The following is a 19,128-nucleotide window of genomic DNA, read 5'->3' as shown; positions in this document are numbered from 1 at the left end:
TTTTTTTATAGATTTTTTGATTCTTATGTGATAAAATTTAGTCTGAAAAAGTGAATTGAAACTATAATAAAAGAGGTGTTATGCGATGAGTGAAGTTTCAACAATGGAAAGAGTAATTCGTTCTGATGTATCAATGGAAGAATGTAAGAAGATAGAGAAGGTTCTTAGAAAGAACAATATTTCATATTTTGAAAGATGGAAGTTACATACAGGGCTTCTTAGATTTCTTAATAATGATAAGAATGCCAAATGTGATATTTTAGTTCATATGGATTCCTTTGAGAGAGCTAAAGCACTGCTTGCGGCAGGAGGCGTTATGGACGAATCGGTCAGTGAACATAAGGATTCAAAGAACTCTAAGAATAAATAATTGTTAAGAATAAATGATTGATAGTAATAAGTAATTGTGAATAATTAATAATTGATAATAATCAATAATTATTTATGAATGATTGAACGAGAACAGAATACATACAGGTCAGGAATGGAGAATACTATATAATGAGAAAGAGCATAGTGAAAAATGCTTTAAAAAAGAAATCAGCTGTTATTATAGCTGTCATTATAAGTGTGTTGTTTGTATCGGGGTGTGGGAAATCATCAGGTGTAAGCAATAATGATGTATTAGATACAAGCGAGGTTTCAACACGGGAAGAAACAACAGTTGATACACACCCGTTTGACATAACAATGACGTTTACAGGTGATATTAACATTGCGGAGGGTGAGCCGACAACTAAAATGTGGACATTCAGAGCTGGTCCAGAGAGAGCAAAGGTGCTTAATGCACTTGGAGTAGATGTTGCACAGCTTGCTAATAATCACGTATATGATTATGGACAGGAGGCAATGTATGATACATTTTCTGCTTTAGAAGCAGTTGGAATTCCGTATGTTGGAGCTGGAAGAACGCTTGAAGAAGCAATGAAACCATATTATACAGAAGTTGACGGTAAGAAGATAGCTATTGTGGCAGCTTCAAGAGCTGAAAAGTATAAGATGACACCACAGGCTACAGATACTACGCCAGGAATACTCAGATGTTATGATACGGAGTTATTTGTCCAGACGATTAAAGAGGCCAGAGCTAATGCAGATTATGTAGTTGCGGTTGTCCACTGGGGTACTGAGCATACAACTGTGCTTGAGGACGTTCAGAGGTCTAGCGCAAGGGAATATATAGATGCAGGAGCAGATGTTATCATCGGCGGTCACAGCCATTGCCTTCAGGGTATAGAGTATTATGAGGATAAACCTATATTCTATAGTCTTGGTAATTTCTGGTTCGATGAATATAATGTTGATACAATGCTCGTTAATATCAGAATAAGTGGCAATGATTATGGTGATAAAATTGATGTATCAGTAGTGCCAGCTGTTCAGGACGGTACATTACAGGGCTGTGTGACACATATATGCACACAGGAAGAAGATAAAAGCAGAATATTCAGCCTTCTTAATAAGGTGAGTATTAATGCAAATGTGGCAGATGACGGAACAGTTACGCAGGTGAAATAGGTCTGTTGGCATAACGGATGGTATATGGCTTGAGTGGCGGCTCGTATCAGGGGCTTACGCCAGAATATTTAATTGGATATTGTCATAAAAACAGACAGCAAAGAAAACCGCGGTTATTATCAAAAGTCAGGTACTTTGAGCACGCCGGTACTTAGGTGCTGTATTTTAGCACCTTAGTATCCGCTACGTGCGAGAGTAGCGAGAGCGTGCCTGACGTTGATGATAACCGCGATTTTATTTACTGTCGTCTGTTAGTTATTACTGTTATTTAGCTAAAGCATTTATTAGTGTCATATATTGAATGACTATCGTGAAGCAATGTGTATTAGTCTGTAGTATCTTTAAGCGACTGCATATATTCATGCATAGATTCTGCAACAATCTTACTATGTGCCACAGCCTCTACAACAGTTCTTGCCCCATTAACGACATCACCAGATGCGAATATTCCCGGGCGTGATGTATGACCTGTTTCGTCAGCTTCAAGAAGACCACGTTTATTGGCATTTAAGCCTTTAGTGCTGTTGACAAGTCTTGTCATTGGTCCCTGGCTTATTGAGATAATAACGCTGTCTGATTCATATAATGTGTCGCTTCCATCTACATCAGTGAATGAGCCATCTTCATTTTCTATTACATCTCTGAATATTACGCCGTTATCTTTAATCTCAACTGGTCGTTTGTTATATTCAAATTCAACACCTTCAAGAGTGGCGTAGCTGAATTCGTACTGGCTGGCAGCTACTTCTTTAGTGATAGAGAAGCAGGTTAGCCTGCGGACACCTTTTCTTATCGCTGTTCTTGCAACGTCCATAGCAGCATTACCAGCACCGATTACGATTACACGTTCTCCAAGCTTATAGCTGTCGGGGTTGTTAAGATAGTTAATTCCAAAGTGGACATTTCCAAATGTCTCGCCCTTTATGTGAAGTGTGTTAGGATTCCATACGCCAGTTCCTACGAATATAGACTTATAACCATCACGGAATAAATCTTCAATAGTTATTGCACTTCCTATAAGAGTATTAGGACGTACCTTGATACCCTTTAATTCAAGATGGCGGTATTCGATATCGTCAAGAACTGATTTGGGAAGACGAAATTCAGGAATACCATATCTTAAGACACCGCCAATTTTGTCCTTGCCCTCAAATATAGTTACCTGATAGCCATATCTTGCCAGGATAATAGCGATTGTAATTCCAGCAGGACCTGAACCGATAATAGCTACACGCATACCATTAGATGGCTTAGGACCTTCTGTCATTTTGTTAGCATATGTAGTTGAGATATAATTCTCTATTGTTGAAAAATGTACAGGTGCTCCCTTACGTCCAAGAACACAATGCCCCTCGCATTGGTTTTCGTGGTTACAGACAAGACTGCATACAGTTGTAAGAGGATTATTTTCAAAAAGCATTTTACCTGCTTCATCAAGCTTGTTCTCTTTGAGTAACTTAATTGCCAGTGGAATGTTGGTGCTTATAGGGCAGCCTTTCTGACACTGTGGAACTTTGCATTGAAGACAACGATTGGCTTCATCCATAACATGTAATGCCATATATACCTGCTTTCTGCGCTAGTGCGCCATATAATAATAACCAGAATATATAGTCAGCAGGAAATGTTAGTGCCAACTAATATTCTGGTTATATTCTAGCATATGTGATTGCTTATTAAAAGAATAGATAATCTTTTCACAATTATTTGAAGATATTTCTGAATAATCTAACCAATATTGATTGTGAAGGTGCTGATGTGACTATAGTATCTGTGGTATTTAACATTCGTAGTACATACACGGCGATAAATAGCACCGCAGATAATATAAAGATACAATTCAACAGGCGGCTTAACCTGACGGAAGGCTTAATACGTCTGGTATTAACTATATATACGATAACACTTATTAATAGCACTGGAAGTGTAAGGACAAGAGGGTGATAATTAAGTGCAGCGTGTGTATCACCGTGAAGAATTGCAAGCACAGCTCTCGTCATACCGCAGGCTGGGCAGGAAATGCCTGTTATGAATTTAATAGGACAGCCAATATGGGTAAAATAGAGTAGTATAATAATAAGGAAGAAACAGGCTGATAATTTGAAAATGTTCCAGTAAGAAGATGTTCTGATGTTATGCCAGCGTATTGATGATTTAACAGGGTGTGAGCCGGCAGTTGTATTGTGCTGTGGGTTCAATGAATGTTTCATATTCTTAATAAAATCCTTAATATTAATAAAATTCTTAATATAATAAGTTACATTGTTAGAAATTATAATTGCCAATTATAGGTGCAAGTTAATTAATAAATATATAACAAATAGTGAAAAATATTACATATACACCTTGATAATAACGATAAGTTATATATTTTAATAAATTTTTAATTTTTGTGCATTTTACTCTATACAATTGTATTTTTAATGTATTTTCTTCTTATTATATAACATAATGGTATGTCTGCATACATTTTTTATATATGTTATAAATGATAAAACATAAAGAATTCTATGTAAAATATTAAAAAATAAATAAATGACCGATGGTCAGTATTGCTTGATATTCCTTAATTGTACTAACTTTTATACATAATAAATGCTGTATCATAAAGTCAGATAATACATATATTTTTATGTAATATTAGAAAATTATCATATCCATAATTAATTGAGATAACAAGTTAATGTACTAATATACATACATAGATTTGTATAATATGTTAAGATTAAAAAGTTAAGATTGTTAAAAATTAATTTATTTGCTTTACATTTCCATAAAATGGGTATAAACTTCGCAGTGAGAAAAAGAAAGGATAAGGAGATGGTTTTTTGAATGATTTAGCACAGAATCTTATTGAAGAGCTTCAATGTGAGACCGTCTTTACGATTCCTATTTTGGGTGGAATACCAGTATCTGAGGCAGTTGTGGTCACATGGATCATTATGGCAGTCCTGGTTGTAGTTTCATTTATACTGACCCGAAATCTTAAGGTGGATCATATAAGTAAAAGACAGGCTGTTGCTGAAAGCATAGTTACAGGTCTTATGAAGATGGTTCAAGGAATGGTTGGCGAGAAGGGTAAGGCTTATGTGCCGTATCTTACAACAGTTATGTTATATATTGGTGTTTCCAATATTATCGGACTGTTTGGATTTAAGTCCCCAACAAAGGACTTAAGAGTAACGGTAGCACTGGCACTTATGAGTATTATTCTTATTGAAGCTGCTGGTATCTATCACAAGGGTGTTAAGCGTTGGTTACACGGCTTTGTTGAGCCGGTTGCAATCGTAACACCAATTAACATTCTCGAAGTTGTTACAAAGCCACTTTCACTTTGTATGCGACTTTTCGGTAATGTATTAGGAGCTTTCGTTATTATGGAGCTTCTGAAAATGATACTTCCGGTAGGACTTCCGGTTGTGTTCAGTCTGTACTTCGATATATTTGATGGTTTACTTCAGGCATACGTATTTGTATTCCTTACATCATTGTATATTGATGAGATTACAGAATAATTAATTAAGAAAGCTTGTTGTGTAGGCAGATAGCCTATATATGAGTATATGTTAAGAAAAAGGAGATAAGATTATGAGTGGAACAATTATAGCTATTGGCGCAGGTATCGCCGTATTAGGTTCATTTGGTGCAGGTATTGGTATTGGTATAGCAACTGGTAGAGCTTCAGAAGCTGTTGCAAGACAGCCAGAGGCAGAAGGTAAGATTACAAAGACACTTATTCTTGGTAGTGCGTTGGCAGAGGCTACTGCTATTTACGGTTTCGTTATCGCCCTTATGATTATCGTTATGCTTGCTTAAGCATAATAAAAGCCTGCTTTGGCAGACAAATATAAAGATAACAAGAAAAGATTAAAGGAAAGGCAGGGAATAAGATGCTCCAGTTAGATGTTTGGAATGTTTTATTTACAGTTATTAACCTTTTAATTCTCTTTGTGCTTATGAGAATATTCTTATATAAGCCAGTTCAGAAGATTATTGCAGCAAGACAGGCAGAGGCCGATAAGCAGTTTGACGAGGCTGCGGCTAAGCAGAGCGAAGCAGAAGAACTTAAGACTAAGTATGAAGCAGTTTTAAGTGATGCTGAAAATGAGAAGAAAAAGGTTGTTGCTGAGGCGAGAAAGACTGCTGATGAAGAATATCAGCGTATCGTAACAGATGCACACAAGACAGCTTCACAGATTAAAGATGACGCCGAGGCTGAGGCAATAAGCCAGAAAGAACAGATATTAAAGAAAGCAGAAAAAGAAATTGCAGATATGGTTGTAGATGCAGCAGCTAAGGTTGTCGGAAGCAATAGTGCCGATACTAATGCAGCACTTTATGACACATTTTTGAATAAAGCAGGTGATAAATAGTGATACAGACAGCAATTGATTATGCAAAAGAATTACATAAAGCTGGAATGACACACGAAGAATTATCTTCGGTGAAAGATATATTTGATGTTGTACCACAGGTTAAGGAAGAACTTAATGATCCTACGGTATCACTTGAGAAGAAGCATCTTGTGATTCAGAAAGTATTTTCTAAAAATGTAAGAAACTTCTTACAGCTTTTATGTGATAATAATGATGTTAATTTATTTGAAGAAGTATATAAAGCTTTAACAGAACTTGAAAAGACACCAGAACAGAAGGAAAGTTCAGCAGTCCTTACATATGTTGAAGCACCATCTGATGAGCAGCTTGCAGGTATTAAGAAGTTCATTGAGAAAGAATTCCATAATCCTGATATCAAGCTTGAGATGGTTAAAGATCCATCTCTTAAGAGTGGATTTGTATTAAAGGTTGGCTCTAAAGAGTATGACTGGAGTGAGAAAGCACGTATTGACCAGTTAAAGAGCAGTATTGCCAAGGCGGTTGGCACAGGCTCGGCTACAGCAAGTGAGAAAGGTATTCTTTCAATCCTTGAAGCTAATATCGAAGATTTCCAGCTTGAAGTTAAGGATAAAGAGATTGGTGTAGTTAACTGGGTTGGTGATGGTATTGCCAATGTTGATGGAATTGACCACGCTTTTTATGGTGAAATCGTTATATTCGACAGCGGTGTAAAAGGTATGGTTCAGGATGTCAGACGTGATGAAGTCGGCGTTATTCTTTTTGGTAGTGATATTGAAGTTAAAGAGGGCAGTAAGGTTGTCCGTACAGGAAAGATGGCTGGTGTTCCAGTTGGTGAAGGTTTCCTTGGAAGAATTGTTGATGCACTTGGTTCACCTATTGATGACAAGGGTGATATCCAGGCAGATGGCTACAGACCAGTAGAGTGTGAAGCACCTGGTATTACAGAGCGTAAGTCAGTATCAGTACCTATGGAGACTGGACTTCTTTCTATTGATTCAATGTTCCCTATAGGACGTGGACAAAGAGAGCTTATTATTGGTGACCGTCAGACAGGTAAGACAGCTATCGCAACAGATACAATTATTAACCAGAAGGGTAAAGGCGTTATCTGTATATATGTCGCTATTGGACAGAAAGCTTCTACAATAGCCAAGCTTGTTAATACATTAAAGACAGCAGGTGCTATGGATTATACAACTATTGTATCAGCTACAGCAGCAGATCCAGCACCATTACAGTATATTGCCCCATATGCAGGTACAGCTATGGCTGAATACTTTATGCACAATGGCAAAGATGTACTTATTATATATGATGATCTTTCAAAGCACGCGGTTGCATATAGAGCAATATCACTTCTGCTTGAGCGTTCACCAGGACGTGAAGCTTACCCAGGTGATGTATTCTATCTTCATTCAAGACTTCTTGAAAGATCAAGCCGTCTTTCACCAGAAGCAGGTGGTGGTTCAATAACAGCACTTCCTATTATAGAGACACAGGCAGGCGACCTTTCAGCATATATACCAACCAATGTAATATCTATTACAGATGGTCAGATATTCCTTGAAAGTGAGTTATTCTTCTCAGGCCAAAGACCAGCCGTTAACGTAGGTCTTTCTGTATCCCGTGTTGGTGGTGCAGCACAGACTAAGGCTATGAAGAAGGCAGCAGGAAGTATCCGTATTGATCTGGCACAGTACAGAGAGATGGAAGTGTTCACACAGTTCTCATCAGATCTTGATGAAAGTACTAAGAATCAGTTACAGCACGGACGTGCACTTATGGAACTTCTTAAACAGCCGGTAAGCCACCCATTCAGTATGGCTGAACAGGTTATTATATTAGTTTCAGCTAATGCACATATTTTTAGTGATGTTGAGCTTGCGGATATTAAGACATTTAGAAAAGAAATGCTTACATTCTTTAAAGAACAACATTCAGATATTATTAATACAATTGAGTCCACTAAAGATCTCACAGATGAGACTAAGGAAGCAATTATAGAGGCTGCTAAGGAATTTAAGAATAAGTAATATTAATAAAAATGTGTGGAAATGGAGGATAAGCTATGGCGAATACTAAAGAAATTCAAAGCAGAATAAATAGTATTCATGATACAATGAAAATCACCAAAGCTATGTATATGATGTCCTCAGTTAAACTTAGAAAAGCCAGACAGAAGCTTGAGGATACAGAGCCTTACTTCTATGGATTGCAGGATCAGATAAAGAGTATTTTGTATCATTTTCCTACTATGCAGCATCTTTTCTTTGATAATAGAAATAGTGATATGCACGAGCAGATAAAGAAAAAAGCATTTATCGTCATAAGTGGTGATAAAGGAATGGCTGGTGCATATAACCATAATGTATTAAAGGAAGCCAAGAGATTGTGCGATGAGTCACAGGAATACAAGATATTTGCAATAGGAGAAACTGGCAGACAGTATTTTACTTCACTTGGTTATAATGTTGAGGAGTCATTCAGATTTTCAGCTAATAATCCATCAGTTCACAGAGCCAGAGTTATAACAGAAGACATAGTTGAGCGTTATAAAGAGGAAGAAATGGACGAGGTGTATATTGTGTATACACGAATGGAACGAGGAATGAAAGAAGAGGTCGAGGTTGAACAGTTACTTCCTCTTAAGACCAATCAGTTCATTAAGGAAGAGTTAGTTGATAATGTAAAAAAGGGTAAAAGTAATGGTACTCTTGAAGATTTTGAAGGCTCAGATGATTATTTTGTAATATATCCGTCACCAAAGGTTGTTCTTAATGATCTTGCATACAATTATGTAACAGGATTCATATATGGAGCACTTGTTGAGGGCTTTGCGACAGAAGAAAATGCACGAATGGTTGCTATGCAGGCAGCTACAGATAATGCAGAGGCTATGCTTAAGGAATTATCAATTGAGTATAACAGACTTCGTCAGGCAGCTATAACACAGGAGATTACTGAGGTTATAGGTGGTGCTAAGGCTCTTAAGAAGAAAAAGATGAAGAAAGCAAAGGCGGGAAAATAGCCGCAAGATATAGCAGAAAGAGGTGAATTCAGGTGGAAGAGATGAAAGGAAAGATAGTACAGGTTTCAGGACCTGTAGTCGATGTCGAATTTGAGGGCAGTTATCTTCCAGCAATCAAGGATGCACTTTATGTAATACAGGATGGGAAAAAGAAGACAATGGAGGTATCACAGCATATAGGTAATAACGTTGTAAGATGTATTATGCTTGCAGCTAGTGAGGGCCTTTGTAAAGATATGGAGGTAACAGCTACAGGAAGCGGTATATCTGTACCTGTAGGTGAGAAGACTCTGGGAAGACTTTTTAACGTCCTTGGAGATACCCTTGATAATGGAGAAAAATTAGATGAAGAAGAACACTGGTGTATACATAGAAATCCACCAACATTTGCAGAGCAGAGCCCTGTTGTAGAAATGTTACAGACAGGTATCAAGGTTATTGATCTGCTTGCACCATACGCTAAAGGTGGTAAGATTGGTCTTTTCGGTGGTGCTGGTGTTGGTAAGACAGTTCTTATTCAGGAGCTTATCAGAAATATAGCCGCTGAGAGTGGTGGTTATTCAATATTTACAGGTGTAGGAGAGCGAAGCCGTGAAGGTAATGACTTATGGACAGAGATGAAAGAGTCCGGAGTTATTGATAAGACAGCTTTGGTATTTGGTCAGATGAATGAACCACCTGGAGCAAGAATGAGAGTTGCAGAGACAGGTCTTACAATGGCTGAATATTTCAGAGATGTTAAGAAGCAGGATGTGTTGTTATTCATTGATAACATTTTCCGTTTCGTTCAGGCTGGTTCAGAGGTTTCAGCACTTCTTGGACGTATGCCATCAGCCGTTGGTTACCAGCCAACTCTTGCAACTGACTTAGGTGAATTACAGGAGAGAATTGCTTCAACAACAAGAGGTTCTATCACATCAGTTCAGGCTGTATATGTACCAGCCGATGACCTTACTGACCCAGCTCCTGCAACAACATTCTCACATTTGGACGCAACTACAGTTCTTTCAAGAAAGATTGTTGAACAGGGTATATATCCTGCCGTTGACCCACTTGAGTCAACATCAAGAATTCTTGAACCAGATGTTGTTGGTGAGGAACATTACAACGTAGCAAGACGTGTTCAGGAAGTTTTACAGAAGTATAAGGAATTGCAGGATATCATTGCTATCCTTGGTATGGAAGAACTTTCAGAAGATGATAAGCTTACTGTATACAGAGCAAGAAAAATCCAGAGATTCTTATCACAGCCTTTCCATGTAGCTGAGAACTTCACAGGTACACCAGGTAAATACGTTCCAGTTGAAGATACTGTTAAGGGCTTCAAGGCAATACTTGATGGTGAAATGGACGAATATCCAGAAGCTGCATTCTTTAATGTAGGTACTATTGAAGATGTTAAGGCTAAGGCTGAAACATTAAAGTAGCTAAAGCTGGATCTGCTTCACAAGACAGGAAAGCAGACAGCTTTCTATGTCGTAGAAGTGTAGTTTTTGCTTTGTAATAAACAATGAGGTAAATACCTCTGCTCGCCAGAGGACTCGCATTTTTACTTCGTAAAAACAAGGAGGTATGAGTTGAATACATTTTCATTGAAATTAATAGCCTGCGATAAGGTATTCTACGATGGACCTTGTGAAATTCTTATATTTGATGGTTTCGATGGAGAGATGGCTATTATGGCTAATCACGAGCCTATGACCTGTAGTGTTGAAACAGGAGAATTAAGATTCAGAGTTCCAGGAGAAACTGTATGGCAGGAAGCTATAGTTTCGACAGGACTTCTTAAAGTTGAACACAACAAAGTTGATATAATAGTGTATTCGGCTGAAAGACCTGAAGAAATAGATAAGTTCAGAGCTGAGGCGGCGCTTGAAAGAGCGAGGGAACAGCTTGCACAGAAACAGAGCATTATGGAATATCACGTATCGACAGCCTCTATGGCGCGAGCTATGGCACGACTTCGTGGTGTTAAGAACCATGATGTATAGAAAGTTAATATATTATAATATGTACAGGGCTTGCAGGGCAGAAAATGTACCAGCAGGCGGTGTATGTAGATATTAATAAAATGTAAAGACACCATTCATTAGCGTGAAGTTAATGGGTGGTGTTTTTAAATGACTAATATATTAGCTATTATTGACAAAAATTAACTAAATAGCTAATATATTAGCTATGAATAATATATTAGATTTAATGAAAACTCCAAAAGATGTTAATAATGATATTGTAAAGAGAATGAGAGCAAGAAGAAAAGAACAGAAGCTTACGCAGGCAGAGCTTAGCAGGCGTGCAGGTGTAAGTTTAGGTTCTTTAAAAAGATTTGAACAGACGGGAAATATATCACTTGACTCCCTTATTAAGATTGCTTTTGTTCTGAATTGTCAGGAAGATTTTGAAAGTCTTTTTGCTAAAAAAGGATATTCGTCTATTCAGGAGGTTATTGATGGTCAGCGTTAAGAAGCTTGATGTGTGTATTGCCATAGTGGGTAAAAGTGGAATGGGAGCACTTGAGTATTATCCAGAAAATATATTTTTGCAAAAAGAAGAACAGATGTCATTAGATGAGATAGCCAAAGAATGTGAAAGAATATTTGAAACTAATAATTCAGAAAGTCTTGATACCATATTTCAAATGGGAGGTTCATCAGGTGGTGCAAGACCCAAGGTATACTATGATATAGACGGAGAAGAATGGATAGTAAAATTTCCGTCATCGTATGATAGCAAAGATATAGGACAGCAGGAATATGAATATTCGTTATGTGCAGGAAGATGTGGTATAAATATGCCAGAGACACGTCTGCTTAATTCTTCAATAGGTTCAGGATATTTTGCGGTAAAGCGTTTTGACAGACAGGGAGATAAGAAAATTCATATGGTATCAGTGAGTGGTTTACTGGAAACTTCGCATAGAATACCGAATCTTGATTATAACCAGCTAATGAAGCTGACATTTATACTTACAAAAAGTTATGAAGAAGTTGAAAAAATGTATCGCCTTATGTGCTTTAATGTATTTGCACATAATCGTGATGACCATTCTAAGAATTTTTCTTTTATTTATAATGATAATGAGAAAGTATGGGAATTATCACCAGCATATGATTTGACATACAGTAATTCTATAGGTGGAGAGCACGCAACTATGGTAGATGGTAATGGGCGTAATCCGGGTATGAAAGAGATACTTCAGGTGGCGGAAAATATTCAACTTGATAGCAGGAGGGCAAAGAAAATAGCGGAAAATATATATGAAATAGTAGCAAATGATTTAAAAGACTATATTAATCAATCTTACAAATAAGTATTAATTCCTATTGCACAAATATAAATACAATGTTATATTAGTATTAGAAAATATTGTAAAGCGTGAGTTATATACAAATGATAAACTATACCAATGTATATAGCGAATAGGAGGTGCAGCGTATGCCAGTTATACAAAGTCCGGGACAAAGAATTAATAATATGAGAGTTATAGAATTTCCATTATGGCTCAGAATTGTCTGCTATATTATAGCGATAATATTTGTATTATGGATACTTCGTTCGGTATATAAGTACATTGTATATCAGAAGCTTATAGCTAACAGAAAGAATGAAAATGCAGTTCTGATATCCAAAGTCAAAGAAGCATACCGCGAAGTAAAGGCATATAACACATCGTTAGGTTCTAACAGACCAGCACCGGGGTATGGAAGCACATCTAATAGGGGAATAGCCTATAGATTGTATTTTGATGTCAATGGGAAAGATGTTGAACTTGATGTAGATGAGAAGACATTTGACAACATTAAAGAAGGAGATAAAGGAGTACTAGATTATAAAGGCTGTGAGTTTTATTCATTTACAAAGGAATAGAACTTTCAGGAGATGTTGATGTCATCAATGAAAAGGAGGATTTTTATGGGGAAAGCTAAGAGCGGTAAGAGCAATGTTTTAAAGGTAGTATCAATTGTGGCAGCGATAGTAGTGGCAGTCGGCATAATAGCTGTATTTGTAGCACCATTGATACCTGTAAGGAAGGTAGATGAAAGTGCGTACAAGAAGCTGGATAACAACGATGTATATGAGCGTGCATACAATATATATGGCGTGCAGATATATAAGGACAGGGATAAGGCACTTGCACAGTTTAAGGCAGATTATAATGATGCTTTAGTGTATTTGGACGAAAAGCTTGGTCTGGGTGAGTTTAACACAAGCTATGATATGCTTTCACAGTATGGCGAGAATGGATGGCAGTATACATTTTCGGCTGATGAGAAGAGAGAGCTTGGGGAAGAAAAGGTCAATGAACTTAAGCAGAAGATGGCAGGAATTTCAGCATTTTGTGATATGTATGAGAATACAAACTGGCGTTATTATGTCGGACTGCAATAAGCAAAACAGGGGGTGATGCTTATGAAGAAAGGAAAATTATCAATAATAATACCAATATGTGTATTGCTGGTAGTAATAATTGCTGTTGTTTCGTGCATTAATTTTCCAGTTAAGATAAATATTAATTCCAATATAGCAGAAATGACAATCACAAGCGGCAAGGATGGAGTCAGAAAAGATATAGATACATCTGATACTGCACAGCTGGTTAATATGTTAAATGGTCTTAATGCGAAGACTTATTCGCTTATTTCAACAATAAAAGGAGATGCTTTAAAGACAGGCTGGGTGTATAGAATAAGCTATACTGATACAGATGGTAATAAAAAGACAATTACTGTATCATCTGGTGATATTGTATATAATGGAAAGCGGTACATAGTAAGGGATAATTCGCTTGAAAATGTATTGAAAGAACTTAATCGTTTATATACAACTAATGATTAAGCTATAGATATTTTAGATGTAAATAGTCTTTTTTTGTTTCTTATAGTCTTTTTTTGTAAGGTATATTGTTATTGAATTAATGACGTGATAAATTATACCTATATAATTAAATATTCGTATTGTTATGAACATAATTTCACACAATATAAAAGCAGAGTAGAATAGATAGACAGGGGTAGATTGTGATGAATATAGCTATATGTGATAATGAGGAGATGTTCGTAAAGAATATAAGTGGGCTTTTAGAAGAATATCTTAATGAGAATAAATTGCAATATAGTATAGATATGTACAGTTCGGGCAGTGAGCTGATTGGTTTAAAAGATAAGATAGTGAATTACGACATAGTATTTCTGGATATTAATATGACGGGAATAGATAATATTAAAGTAGCTGAATGGATAAGAATGTATTCGGATAGAGTTATAATAATATCTATAACCTTAATGTCAGATTATAATATACAGGGTTATAAGTATGATGTGTTCAGATGTGTATTGAAGGATAGTATGGATTTAAAGGGTTCAATCTATGAATGTATGAATGCAGTATTATATAAGCTGAATTACATTAATTCTGATAAGAGAATTATCAGTTGTGACTCTGGCAGTAAAGAGGTTGATGTCAGTAAGATTATCTATATAGAAAGCAGTGGTCATAAAGTTACATATCATATACACGGTAAGGAATTTGGTGATTATGTTGTCAAGAGCAAGCTTGATGACATAGAGAATGAATTAAAGGAATATAAGTATCTTTTAAGGGTACATCAAAGCTATATAGTTAATATGATGTATGTTAATAACATCAGCAGTTATCGTGTGTACCTAAAGAATGGCATAGATTTGGGAGTTCCGAAATCACGATATAAAGAAGTTAAGAAGAGAATACTGGAATTTAAAGAAAATAATTAGCGGTTAAAAGTTTAAGCGAGAATATTACTTGATAATGAAATAGTGGTATTTAATATCAGATATATATTGGTCATTATAGATGACTATATATATCTGATTTTTTTGTGGTTAAATTATTCTAATAAAATGTAATAGTAAATATAGTCGTTTTTTGTCTGCTATAGTCGTTTTTTGCAAATAGGGTTGTATGAAGTAAAATAATGTGATAATTTTGGGACATAGAAGCAATGTGTGTGAGAAACGGAAGATAATAGATTAGTTGAGAGATAATAACAAGACGGAAGATGAGTCGGAAAAGGAGCAGCTTATGAAGAAATTAACATTAATAGCAGATGTATTATTAATAAGTTTATCAGCAGGTTTATTTTTGCCAAATTCTACAATCAATATGGCAAAGTATCAAAGTGATAATAATAAGAGCTTGATAACAGAGAAAGATAATATTACACCAGAGGAAGTTATGGATAATCAGATACCTGATGAGCTTTATGATGTAGGTAACGAAGACCAATGGTATATAAGTCAGGCTGTTCGCAGAGCAGTTGATAAAGAAGAAGCAGATAATAATGCAGAATTATTTAGAAAAGATGATACATCAATAGTAAATTGCAGAGAGATAAAAGACAAAGAAGACAATATATTAAGATACATATATAAATACAGTGATGGTGGATACTGTATTAGCGGCAGTGATATAGGGTACAGGAGTGCATCATATACGCAGCTTAAATATGAATATTATATTCCAACACAATATGGAATTAAGATGAGTGATGAAAGCTGGTATCAGTTAGATGAACTTGATGATTTATCAAAGGAAGATTGTTTGGCAGATGTTAGTAATATTCTTGCAGAATTAGAAATTGAAGTATGCGATGAGCCAGATATATATGTTATAGATGTTGATAGTCAAAAGAAAGTTAAAGCTAAATTACAATTGACAAGTGAATTAGACGATTGGACTAAAGATGATGAATGTTATTGTATGATATTTAAAAGAAAGCTTGATAACCAGACAATGTCAGATGTGGCATTTGATAATATTTTAAAGAGTGGTGTACCAACACAGGTTAAAGTTATATATGGAAAGCAGGGACTTATCTATCTTGATACATCTTATCAATATGATTTTATTACAAAGGAAGATGTTAAGGATAAAGTTATAAGTTATGATACTGCTGTAAATATTGCAATGACAAAGTATGATTATGTGTCAGAACAGAATATTATTCGGGCAGAATTACAATATATACCTCAGGTAACAGGTGGCGATGGCATAGATTACAATACCAGATATGAGATAGCTCCATATTGGGTGATTGTTATTGAAATACCATCTGTTATAGGAGAAAATGCATCAAAGAACGAAATTATATTTGTTAATGCGATAGATAAAACTGTGTATAAGGATACATTTTCAAATGTTATAAGGTGATGTATTAGGGGTGAAATGTTTATACCGTATTGTCATATCTAGTTAGAGGCTAGTGATAGTATATTGGGAATTGTATTCTTTTATACGAGATACAGATATAATGCAATTAATGGGGAATTCCTAAATATTGCTATTATATATCAAAATGCTATGAGAGGGGTGAATAAAGAAATAGAAATGTAGAAGGGTATTGCACAATTGCATGTGCAATCAATTGTAACTTGCCTATTTTAGGTTATGATGAGGGATAGGTGTAACTAAATTTATAGAAATTGGAGGTATTAGAATGGTTAAGAACAAGTTAGTTAGAAATGCAGTTGCAGTTGTAGTTGCATTAGGGGTAATTGGAACAATTCCAGTATTTGCAGAAAGTTATGATATGGAAGATGGACACGCTTATAATAATGCGACAAGTTCAGGAGGCATAAAGTGTTGCGATGCCGGAACTATTAATGATAGGAGTGGGGAATATGCTTCTTTGTATTTGCGTACAACATATCAGGATGGACAAGAGTCCGATTATTGGTCAGGAGTGGTACAGGGGTCGGTACACGAAAATACTGGCTGGGATTGGGCAGAAGATTATTATAGTATACATCGTTTGCACAGAACAAGTTCAGGGGAAGCAAGAGATAGAGTCGAATTATCTTCTTGCTGGTAATTAAATGAAAATATGACTTAGCTTCAATAAATAATGTATTGAAGCTAAGTTATACCTATATAAGGGAGGGGGTGGAGCTTATGAAAAAAGTATATATTATATTACTGCTTCTGGTAATGACGATAAGTGCTGGTTGTGGAACAGGAACAACATCATCTCATAATACAGAGGCAGATATAGAATTAGATAAGCCAAGTGTAACAATAACGGAAAATAATACATTGGGTAAAGATGTATCTGATATTGAGAGCGAAAAGAATTCATCAGACAACAGTGACGATAGGATTATAGATAGTGGATTTTGGGTAAATGAGTTAAAGACAGATAATGGAATGGTGTGGAAATATACTCCATTAATTAGTCCCAAAGTTGCTGGGGTATTTGATTGTGAAGATGACGCTAAATTTGTATTTTCATATGAATATTCTGGATATAATCGTCCAGATGGCACAAAGACAGCAACATTAAAGAGTTATGGATGTCAATTTATATATGTGAGCAATCCAATGTTGGGATATAATGCTGATGAAGAGGTATATCCAACACAGGAAAAGCAGATTAAAGAAACCTTTTCATTAACAGCTAATAATGGAATTAACAAATTGGGTATATATGATGTGGGATGTATAACTTTTGCGTTGTATAAAGATTTATATCCCGAATATCCAGAGATGAAACTGCAAGTGTACGGAATACCTAATAATCTGATAGAGCAGAGGTTTGGCGATATAACTAAATGCGATGGAAGAGCATATAAGGATTTTTTGGTGAAAGACTGTCCAAATGAAGATTTTGTAAGTTGTGTATATTTAGGAGAAAAATATATAACAGATACAAGTATATTTTATATAGATTATAAGAAGATGGCAGAGGAGAATGATTGTGGTCAGTTTTTACTTGTGTTAAAAGTATCTAAAACAACAGGGTTTGCTTACCTTATGAATGGTGATAATTGCTACAATATATCTGATAATGAAAAGTATCAGGTGTGGAAACAGGAACATATAGGGCAGTTCATAGGGGAGTGAGAAATATGAGAATTAGATATATATTAAAGCTTATGCTTGATGATATTTTTCAAAAAAAGATAATGATTATACTGCTTCTTGCTATGAGTTCAATATCTATATATATGACTGATGTTATAGCAACAAGATATTTTTCTAATCAGTATAGAATTAATTCAATGAGTTCGATGTTTGCGGTAAATCCGGATAAGGTTAACTATGTAAAATATCTTAATCTAATGAGTCCTGAATATACTCCTCAGATAGGTGATGAGCTTATACAATATATTCGTAATTATCAAGGTGTTGTTGCTTGTGGAAGATTTAATAACAATAAAATGATACTTAATGGTGAACTTGTAAAGACACTTGTTATAGAAAAAGATATTGCTAATATGGGTAATCTGCTGTTGGATAACGATAATCTGAAAAGCAAAAAAAATGGTAGTGAGAATATGGCATATGTGGGCTATAGTTATAGGAATGAGTATAAAACAGGAATTCAATTTAATTATTATGAGGAAAATGAGAAATCAAGTTGCGAGATTGCAGGTTATTTAAAAAAGGGAGCATCGTGGCCTTTAAAGGGAAAGTTATTTGGCGGTGTTAGTGATATAGACTCATATAATCTTGATAATACGATTGTTGTGATAACTCCCAATTATGAATATTTTGATAATATAGGAGGTATGCCGGATACACCATATTATATAGTTGATGATGAGGCAGTGGCAGATAAACTTAAGATGGACATTGTTGAATGGGCGGCAGAGCGTAATCTTGGAGTAAGTGTGATTAATGAGGCAGAGGAAATAGCAAATGAAAAAGAATTAAGAAATATAACAGCGGACAGCTCATTTAGTGCAGAAGTTTTGCTGTTTCTGCTTGCATTAATATCAATGTCTTCTGCGGCAATAGTTTCGTGTATTTTGAATAGACAACATATGGGAATTATGGTTGCTTGTGGAGTTAGCAAGCGAAGTATTATGGCAATTAATTATATGGAAAATGTCTTTGTAGTGTTAATTCCAGAAATAATTATATGGCTTATATGTCAGAAAAATATATTTGGAAAAGTATTTATGAATAACATTTCAGAGCTGGATATGATTAAATATGGTGACTGGTTTAGTCATTGTGTCGCTGTTCCAATAATGTATCTGGCAGAACTTGTGATTGTTACTGTTATAGCTGGTATTGTGCCTATGTTTATAATATCACGAATGAAAGTGGCAGAAGTTATCAAACCAGTAGATTAATTATAGAAAATACCGGGTGTGCAGATTGATGGTGAAAGCTGTTAAATCAGTAGGTTAGTGACAGAGGTTTTCAAAATATAAGATTAGCGGTGGAGAAGTTATTGAACAGCAT

21 protein-coding genes are annotated in these 19,128 nt (G+C 35.5%); 19 read left to right on the top strand and 2 right to left on the bottom strand.

Annotated elements, in window-relative coordinates; all coding sequences use genetic code 11:
• Window positions 1-85: 85 nt before the first annotated feature.
• Together C7390_RS12335 and C7390_RS12330 are read left to right on the top strand one after the other, a co-directional pair.
• Window positions 86-370, top strand: coding sequence for a hypothetical protein (locus C7390_RS12335; protein WP_022502504.1), 285 nt, complete (start codon window positions 86-88; stop codon window positions 368-370).
• Window positions 371-501: 131 nt separating this feature from the next.
• Complete coding sequence (locus C7390_RS12330) at window positions 502-1,518, top strand: CapA family protein (protein ID WP_116444280.1); 1,017 nt, start codon at window positions 502-504, stop codon at window positions 1,516-1,518.
• A 325-nt stretch (window positions 1,519-1,843) separates the two neighbouring features.
• On the opposite strand, the gene C7390_RS12325 is transcribed toward C7390_RS12330, so the two are convergent.
• The gene (locus tag C7390_RS12325; RefSeq protein WP_022502502.1) at window positions 1,844-3,079 is read right to left on the bottom strand and encodes an NAD(P)-dependent oxidoreductase; all 1,236 of its coding nucleotides are present in this window, start codon (window positions 3,077-3,079) and stop codon (window positions 1,844-1,846) included.
• Window positions 3,080-3,221: 142 nt separating this feature from the next.
• Window positions 3,222-3,728, bottom strand: coding sequence for a DUF2752 domain-containing protein (locus tag C7390_RS12320; protein ID WP_318295696.1), 507 nt, complete (start codon window positions 3,726-3,728; stop codon window positions 3,222-3,224).
• A gap of 618 nt (window positions 3,729-4,346) precedes the next feature.
• On the opposite strand from C7390_RS12320, the gene C7390_RS12315 reads away from it, so the two are divergent.
• The 17 genes from C7390_RS12315 (at window position 4,347) to C7390_RS12235 (ending at window position 19,016) form a co-directional block, all read left to right on the top strand.
• Window positions 4,347-5,033 carry a F0F1 ATP synthase subunit A gene (locus C7390_RS12315; protein ID WP_022502500.1) on the top strand — a complete coding sequence of 229 codons (687 nt, stop codon included), beginning with the start codon at window positions 4,347-4,349 and terminating at the stop codon, window positions 5,031-5,033.
• 73 nt (window positions 5,034-5,106) lie between these two features.
• Window positions 5,107-5,334: an ATP synthase F0 subunit C gene (gene atpE / locus C7390_RS12310; RefSeq protein ID WP_022502499.1), complete on the top strand. Its 228-nt coding sequence runs from the start codon at window positions 5,107-5,109 to the stop codon at window positions 5,332-5,334.
• A 74-nt stretch (window positions 5,335-5,408) separates the two neighbouring features.
• Complete coding sequence (locus C7390_RS12305) at window positions 5,409-5,891, top strand: ATP synthase F0 subunit B (protein ID WP_022502498.1); 483 nt, start codon at window positions 5,409-5,411, stop codon at window positions 5,889-5,891.
• A complete protein-coding gene (gene atpA / locus C7390_RS12300; RefSeq protein WP_022502497.1) occupies window positions 5,891-7,909 on the top strand; it encodes a F0F1 ATP synthase subunit alpha in 2,019 nt (672 codons plus the stop codon). Before C7390_RS12305 ends, atpA begins: the two co-directional genes overlap by 1 nt.
• Before the next feature lie 35 nt (window positions 7,910-7,944).
• Complete coding sequence (gene atpG / locus C7390_RS12295) at window positions 7,945-8,904, top strand: ATP synthase F1 subunit gamma (RefSeq protein ID WP_022502496.1); 960 nt, start codon at window positions 7,945-7,947, stop codon at window positions 8,902-8,904.
• 32 nt (window positions 8,905-8,936) lie between these two features.
• Window positions 8,937-10,331, top strand: coding sequence for a F0F1 ATP synthase subunit beta (gene atpD / locus C7390_RS12290; RefSeq protein WP_318295695.1), 1,395 nt, complete (start codon window positions 8,937-8,939; stop codon window positions 10,329-10,331).
• Between the two features lie 150 nt (window positions 10,332-10,481).
• Window positions 10,482-10,895, top strand: coding sequence for an ATP synthase F1 subunit epsilon (atpC, locus tag C7390_RS12285; protein ID WP_022502494.1), 414 nt, complete (start codon window positions 10,482-10,484; stop codon window positions 10,893-10,895).
• A 187-nt stretch (window positions 10,896-11,082) separates the two neighbouring features.
• Entirely contained in the window at window positions 11,083-11,367 is a 285-nt protein-coding gene (locus C7390_RS12280; RefSeq protein ID WP_022502493.1) for a helix-turn-helix domain-containing protein, read from the top strand.
• Window positions 11,354-12,214, top strand: coding sequence for a type II toxin-antitoxin system HipA family toxin (locus tag C7390_RS12275; RefSeq protein WP_022502492.1), 861 nt, complete (start codon window positions 11,354-11,356; stop codon window positions 12,212-12,214). Before C7390_RS12280 ends, C7390_RS12275 begins: the two co-directional genes overlap by 14 nt.
• 125 nt (window positions 12,215-12,339) lie before the next feature.
• Window positions 12,340-12,771, top strand: coding sequence for a DUF2500 family protein (locus tag C7390_RS12270; RefSeq protein ID WP_022502491.1), 432 nt, complete (start codon window positions 12,340-12,342; stop codon window positions 12,769-12,771).
• A 45-nt stretch (window positions 12,772-12,816) separates the two neighbouring features.
• Window positions 12,817-13,293: a hypothetical protein gene (locus tag C7390_RS12265; protein ID WP_022502490.1), complete on the top strand. Its 477-nt coding sequence runs from the start codon at window positions 12,817-12,819 to the stop codon at window positions 13,291-13,293.
• A gap of 21 nt (window positions 13,294-13,314) precedes the next feature.
• Complete coding sequence (locus C7390_RS12260) at window positions 13,315-13,740, top strand: hypothetical protein (protein ID WP_055177473.1); 426 nt, start codon at window positions 13,315-13,317, stop codon at window positions 13,738-13,740.
• 185 nt (window positions 13,741-13,925) lie between these two features.
• Entirely contained in the window at window positions 13,926-14,654 is a 729-nt protein-coding gene (locus C7390_RS12255) for a LytR/AlgR family response regulator transcription factor (RefSeq protein ID WP_055177477.1), read from the top strand.
• 307 nt (window positions 14,655-14,961) lie between these two features.
• A complete protein-coding gene (locus tag C7390_RS12250) occupies window positions 14,962-16,089 on the top strand; it encodes a hypothetical protein (protein WP_156333771.1) in 1,128 nt (375 codons plus the stop codon).
• Between the two features lie 286 nt (window positions 16,090-16,375).
• Complete coding sequence (locus C7390_RS12245; RefSeq protein ID WP_055177484.1) at window positions 16,376-16,750, top strand: hypothetical protein; 375 nt, start codon at window positions 16,376-16,378, stop codon at window positions 16,748-16,750.
• 80 nt (window positions 16,751-16,830) lie between these two features.
• Window positions 16,831-17,778: a hypothetical protein gene (locus C7390_RS12240; protein ID WP_055177486.1), complete on the top strand. Its 948-nt coding sequence runs from the start codon at window positions 16,831-16,833 to the stop codon at window positions 17,776-17,778.
• Between the two features lie 5 nt (window positions 17,779-17,783).
• On the top strand, window positions 17,784-19,016 hold the full coding sequence (locus C7390_RS12235) for an ABC transporter permease family protein (protein ID WP_055177489.1): 1,233 nt from the start codon (window positions 17,784-17,786) through the stop codon (window positions 19,014-19,016).
• Window positions 19,017-19,128: the final 112 nt, after the last annotated feature.

The sequence above is a fragment of the Bacteroides galacturonicus genome (genome assembly GCF_003096855.1).
In the GTDB taxonomy this organism is placed as follows: Bacteria; Bacillota; Clostridia; order Lachnospirales; family Lachnospiraceae; genus Lachnospira; species Lachnospira rogosae.
This window is presented reverse-complemented; position numbering and strand designations above follow the sequence as displayed.

Coding starts and splice junctions, on each gene's coding strand:
- C7390_RS12335 (WP_022502504.1), top strand. CDS start 86: ATGAGTGAAGTTTCAACAATGGAAAGAGTAATTCGTTCTGATGTATCA.
- C7390_RS12330 (WP_116444280.1), top strand. CDS start 502: ATGAGAAAGAGCATAGTGAAAAATGCTTTAAAAAAGAAATCAGCTGTT.
- C7390_RS12325 (WP_022502502.1), bottom strand. CDS start 3,079: ATGGCATTACATGTTATGGATGAAGCCAATCGTTGTCTTCAATGCAAA.
- C7390_RS12320 (WP_318295696.1), bottom strand. CDS start 3,728: ATGAAACATTCATTGAACCCACAGCACAATACAACTGCCGGCTCACAC.
- atpE (WP_022502499.1), top strand. CDS start 5,107: ATGAGTGGAACAATTATAGCTATTGGCGCAGGTATCGCCGTATTAGGT.
- C7390_RS12305 (WP_022502498.1), top strand. CDS start 5,409: ATGCTCCAGTTAGATGTTTGGAATGTTTTATTTACAGTTATTAACCTT.
- atpG (WP_022502496.1), top strand. CDS start 7,945: ATGGCGAATACTAAAGAAATTCAAAGCAGAATAAATAGTATTCATGAT.
- C7390_RS12280 (WP_022502493.1), top strand. CDS start 11,083: ATGAATAATATATTAGATTTAATGAAAACTCCAAAAGATGTTAATAAT.
- C7390_RS12275 (WP_022502492.1), top strand. CDS start 11,354: ATGGTCAGCGTTAAGAAGCTTGATGTGTGTATTGCCATAGTGGGTAAA.
- C7390_RS12270 (WP_022502491.1), top strand. CDS start 12,340: ATGCCAGTTATACAAAGTCCGGGACAAAGAATTAATAATATGAGAGTT.
- C7390_RS12265 (WP_022502490.1), top strand. CDS start 12,817: ATGGGGAAAGCTAAGAGCGGTAAGAGCAATGTTTTAAAGGTAGTATCA.
- C7390_RS12260 (WP_055177473.1), top strand. CDS start 13,315: ATGAAGAAAGGAAAATTATCAATAATAATACCAATATGTGTATTGCTG.
- C7390_RS12255 (WP_055177477.1), top strand. CDS start 13,926: ATGAATATAGCTATATGTGATAATGAGGAGATGTTCGTAAAGAATATA.
- C7390_RS12250 (WP_156333771.1), top strand. CDS start 14,962: ATGAAGAAATTAACATTAATAGCAGATGTATTATTAATAAGTTTATCA.
- C7390_RS12245 (WP_055177484.1), top strand. CDS start 16,376: ATGGTTAAGAACAAGTTAGTTAGAAATGCAGTTGCAGTTGTAGTTGCA.
- C7390_RS12240 (WP_055177486.1), top strand. CDS start 16,831: ATGAAAAAAGTATATATTATATTACTGCTTCTGGTAATGACGATAAGT.
- C7390_RS12235 (WP_055177489.1), top strand. CDS start 17,784: ATGAGAATTAGATATATATTAAAGCTTATGCTTGATGATATTTTTCAA.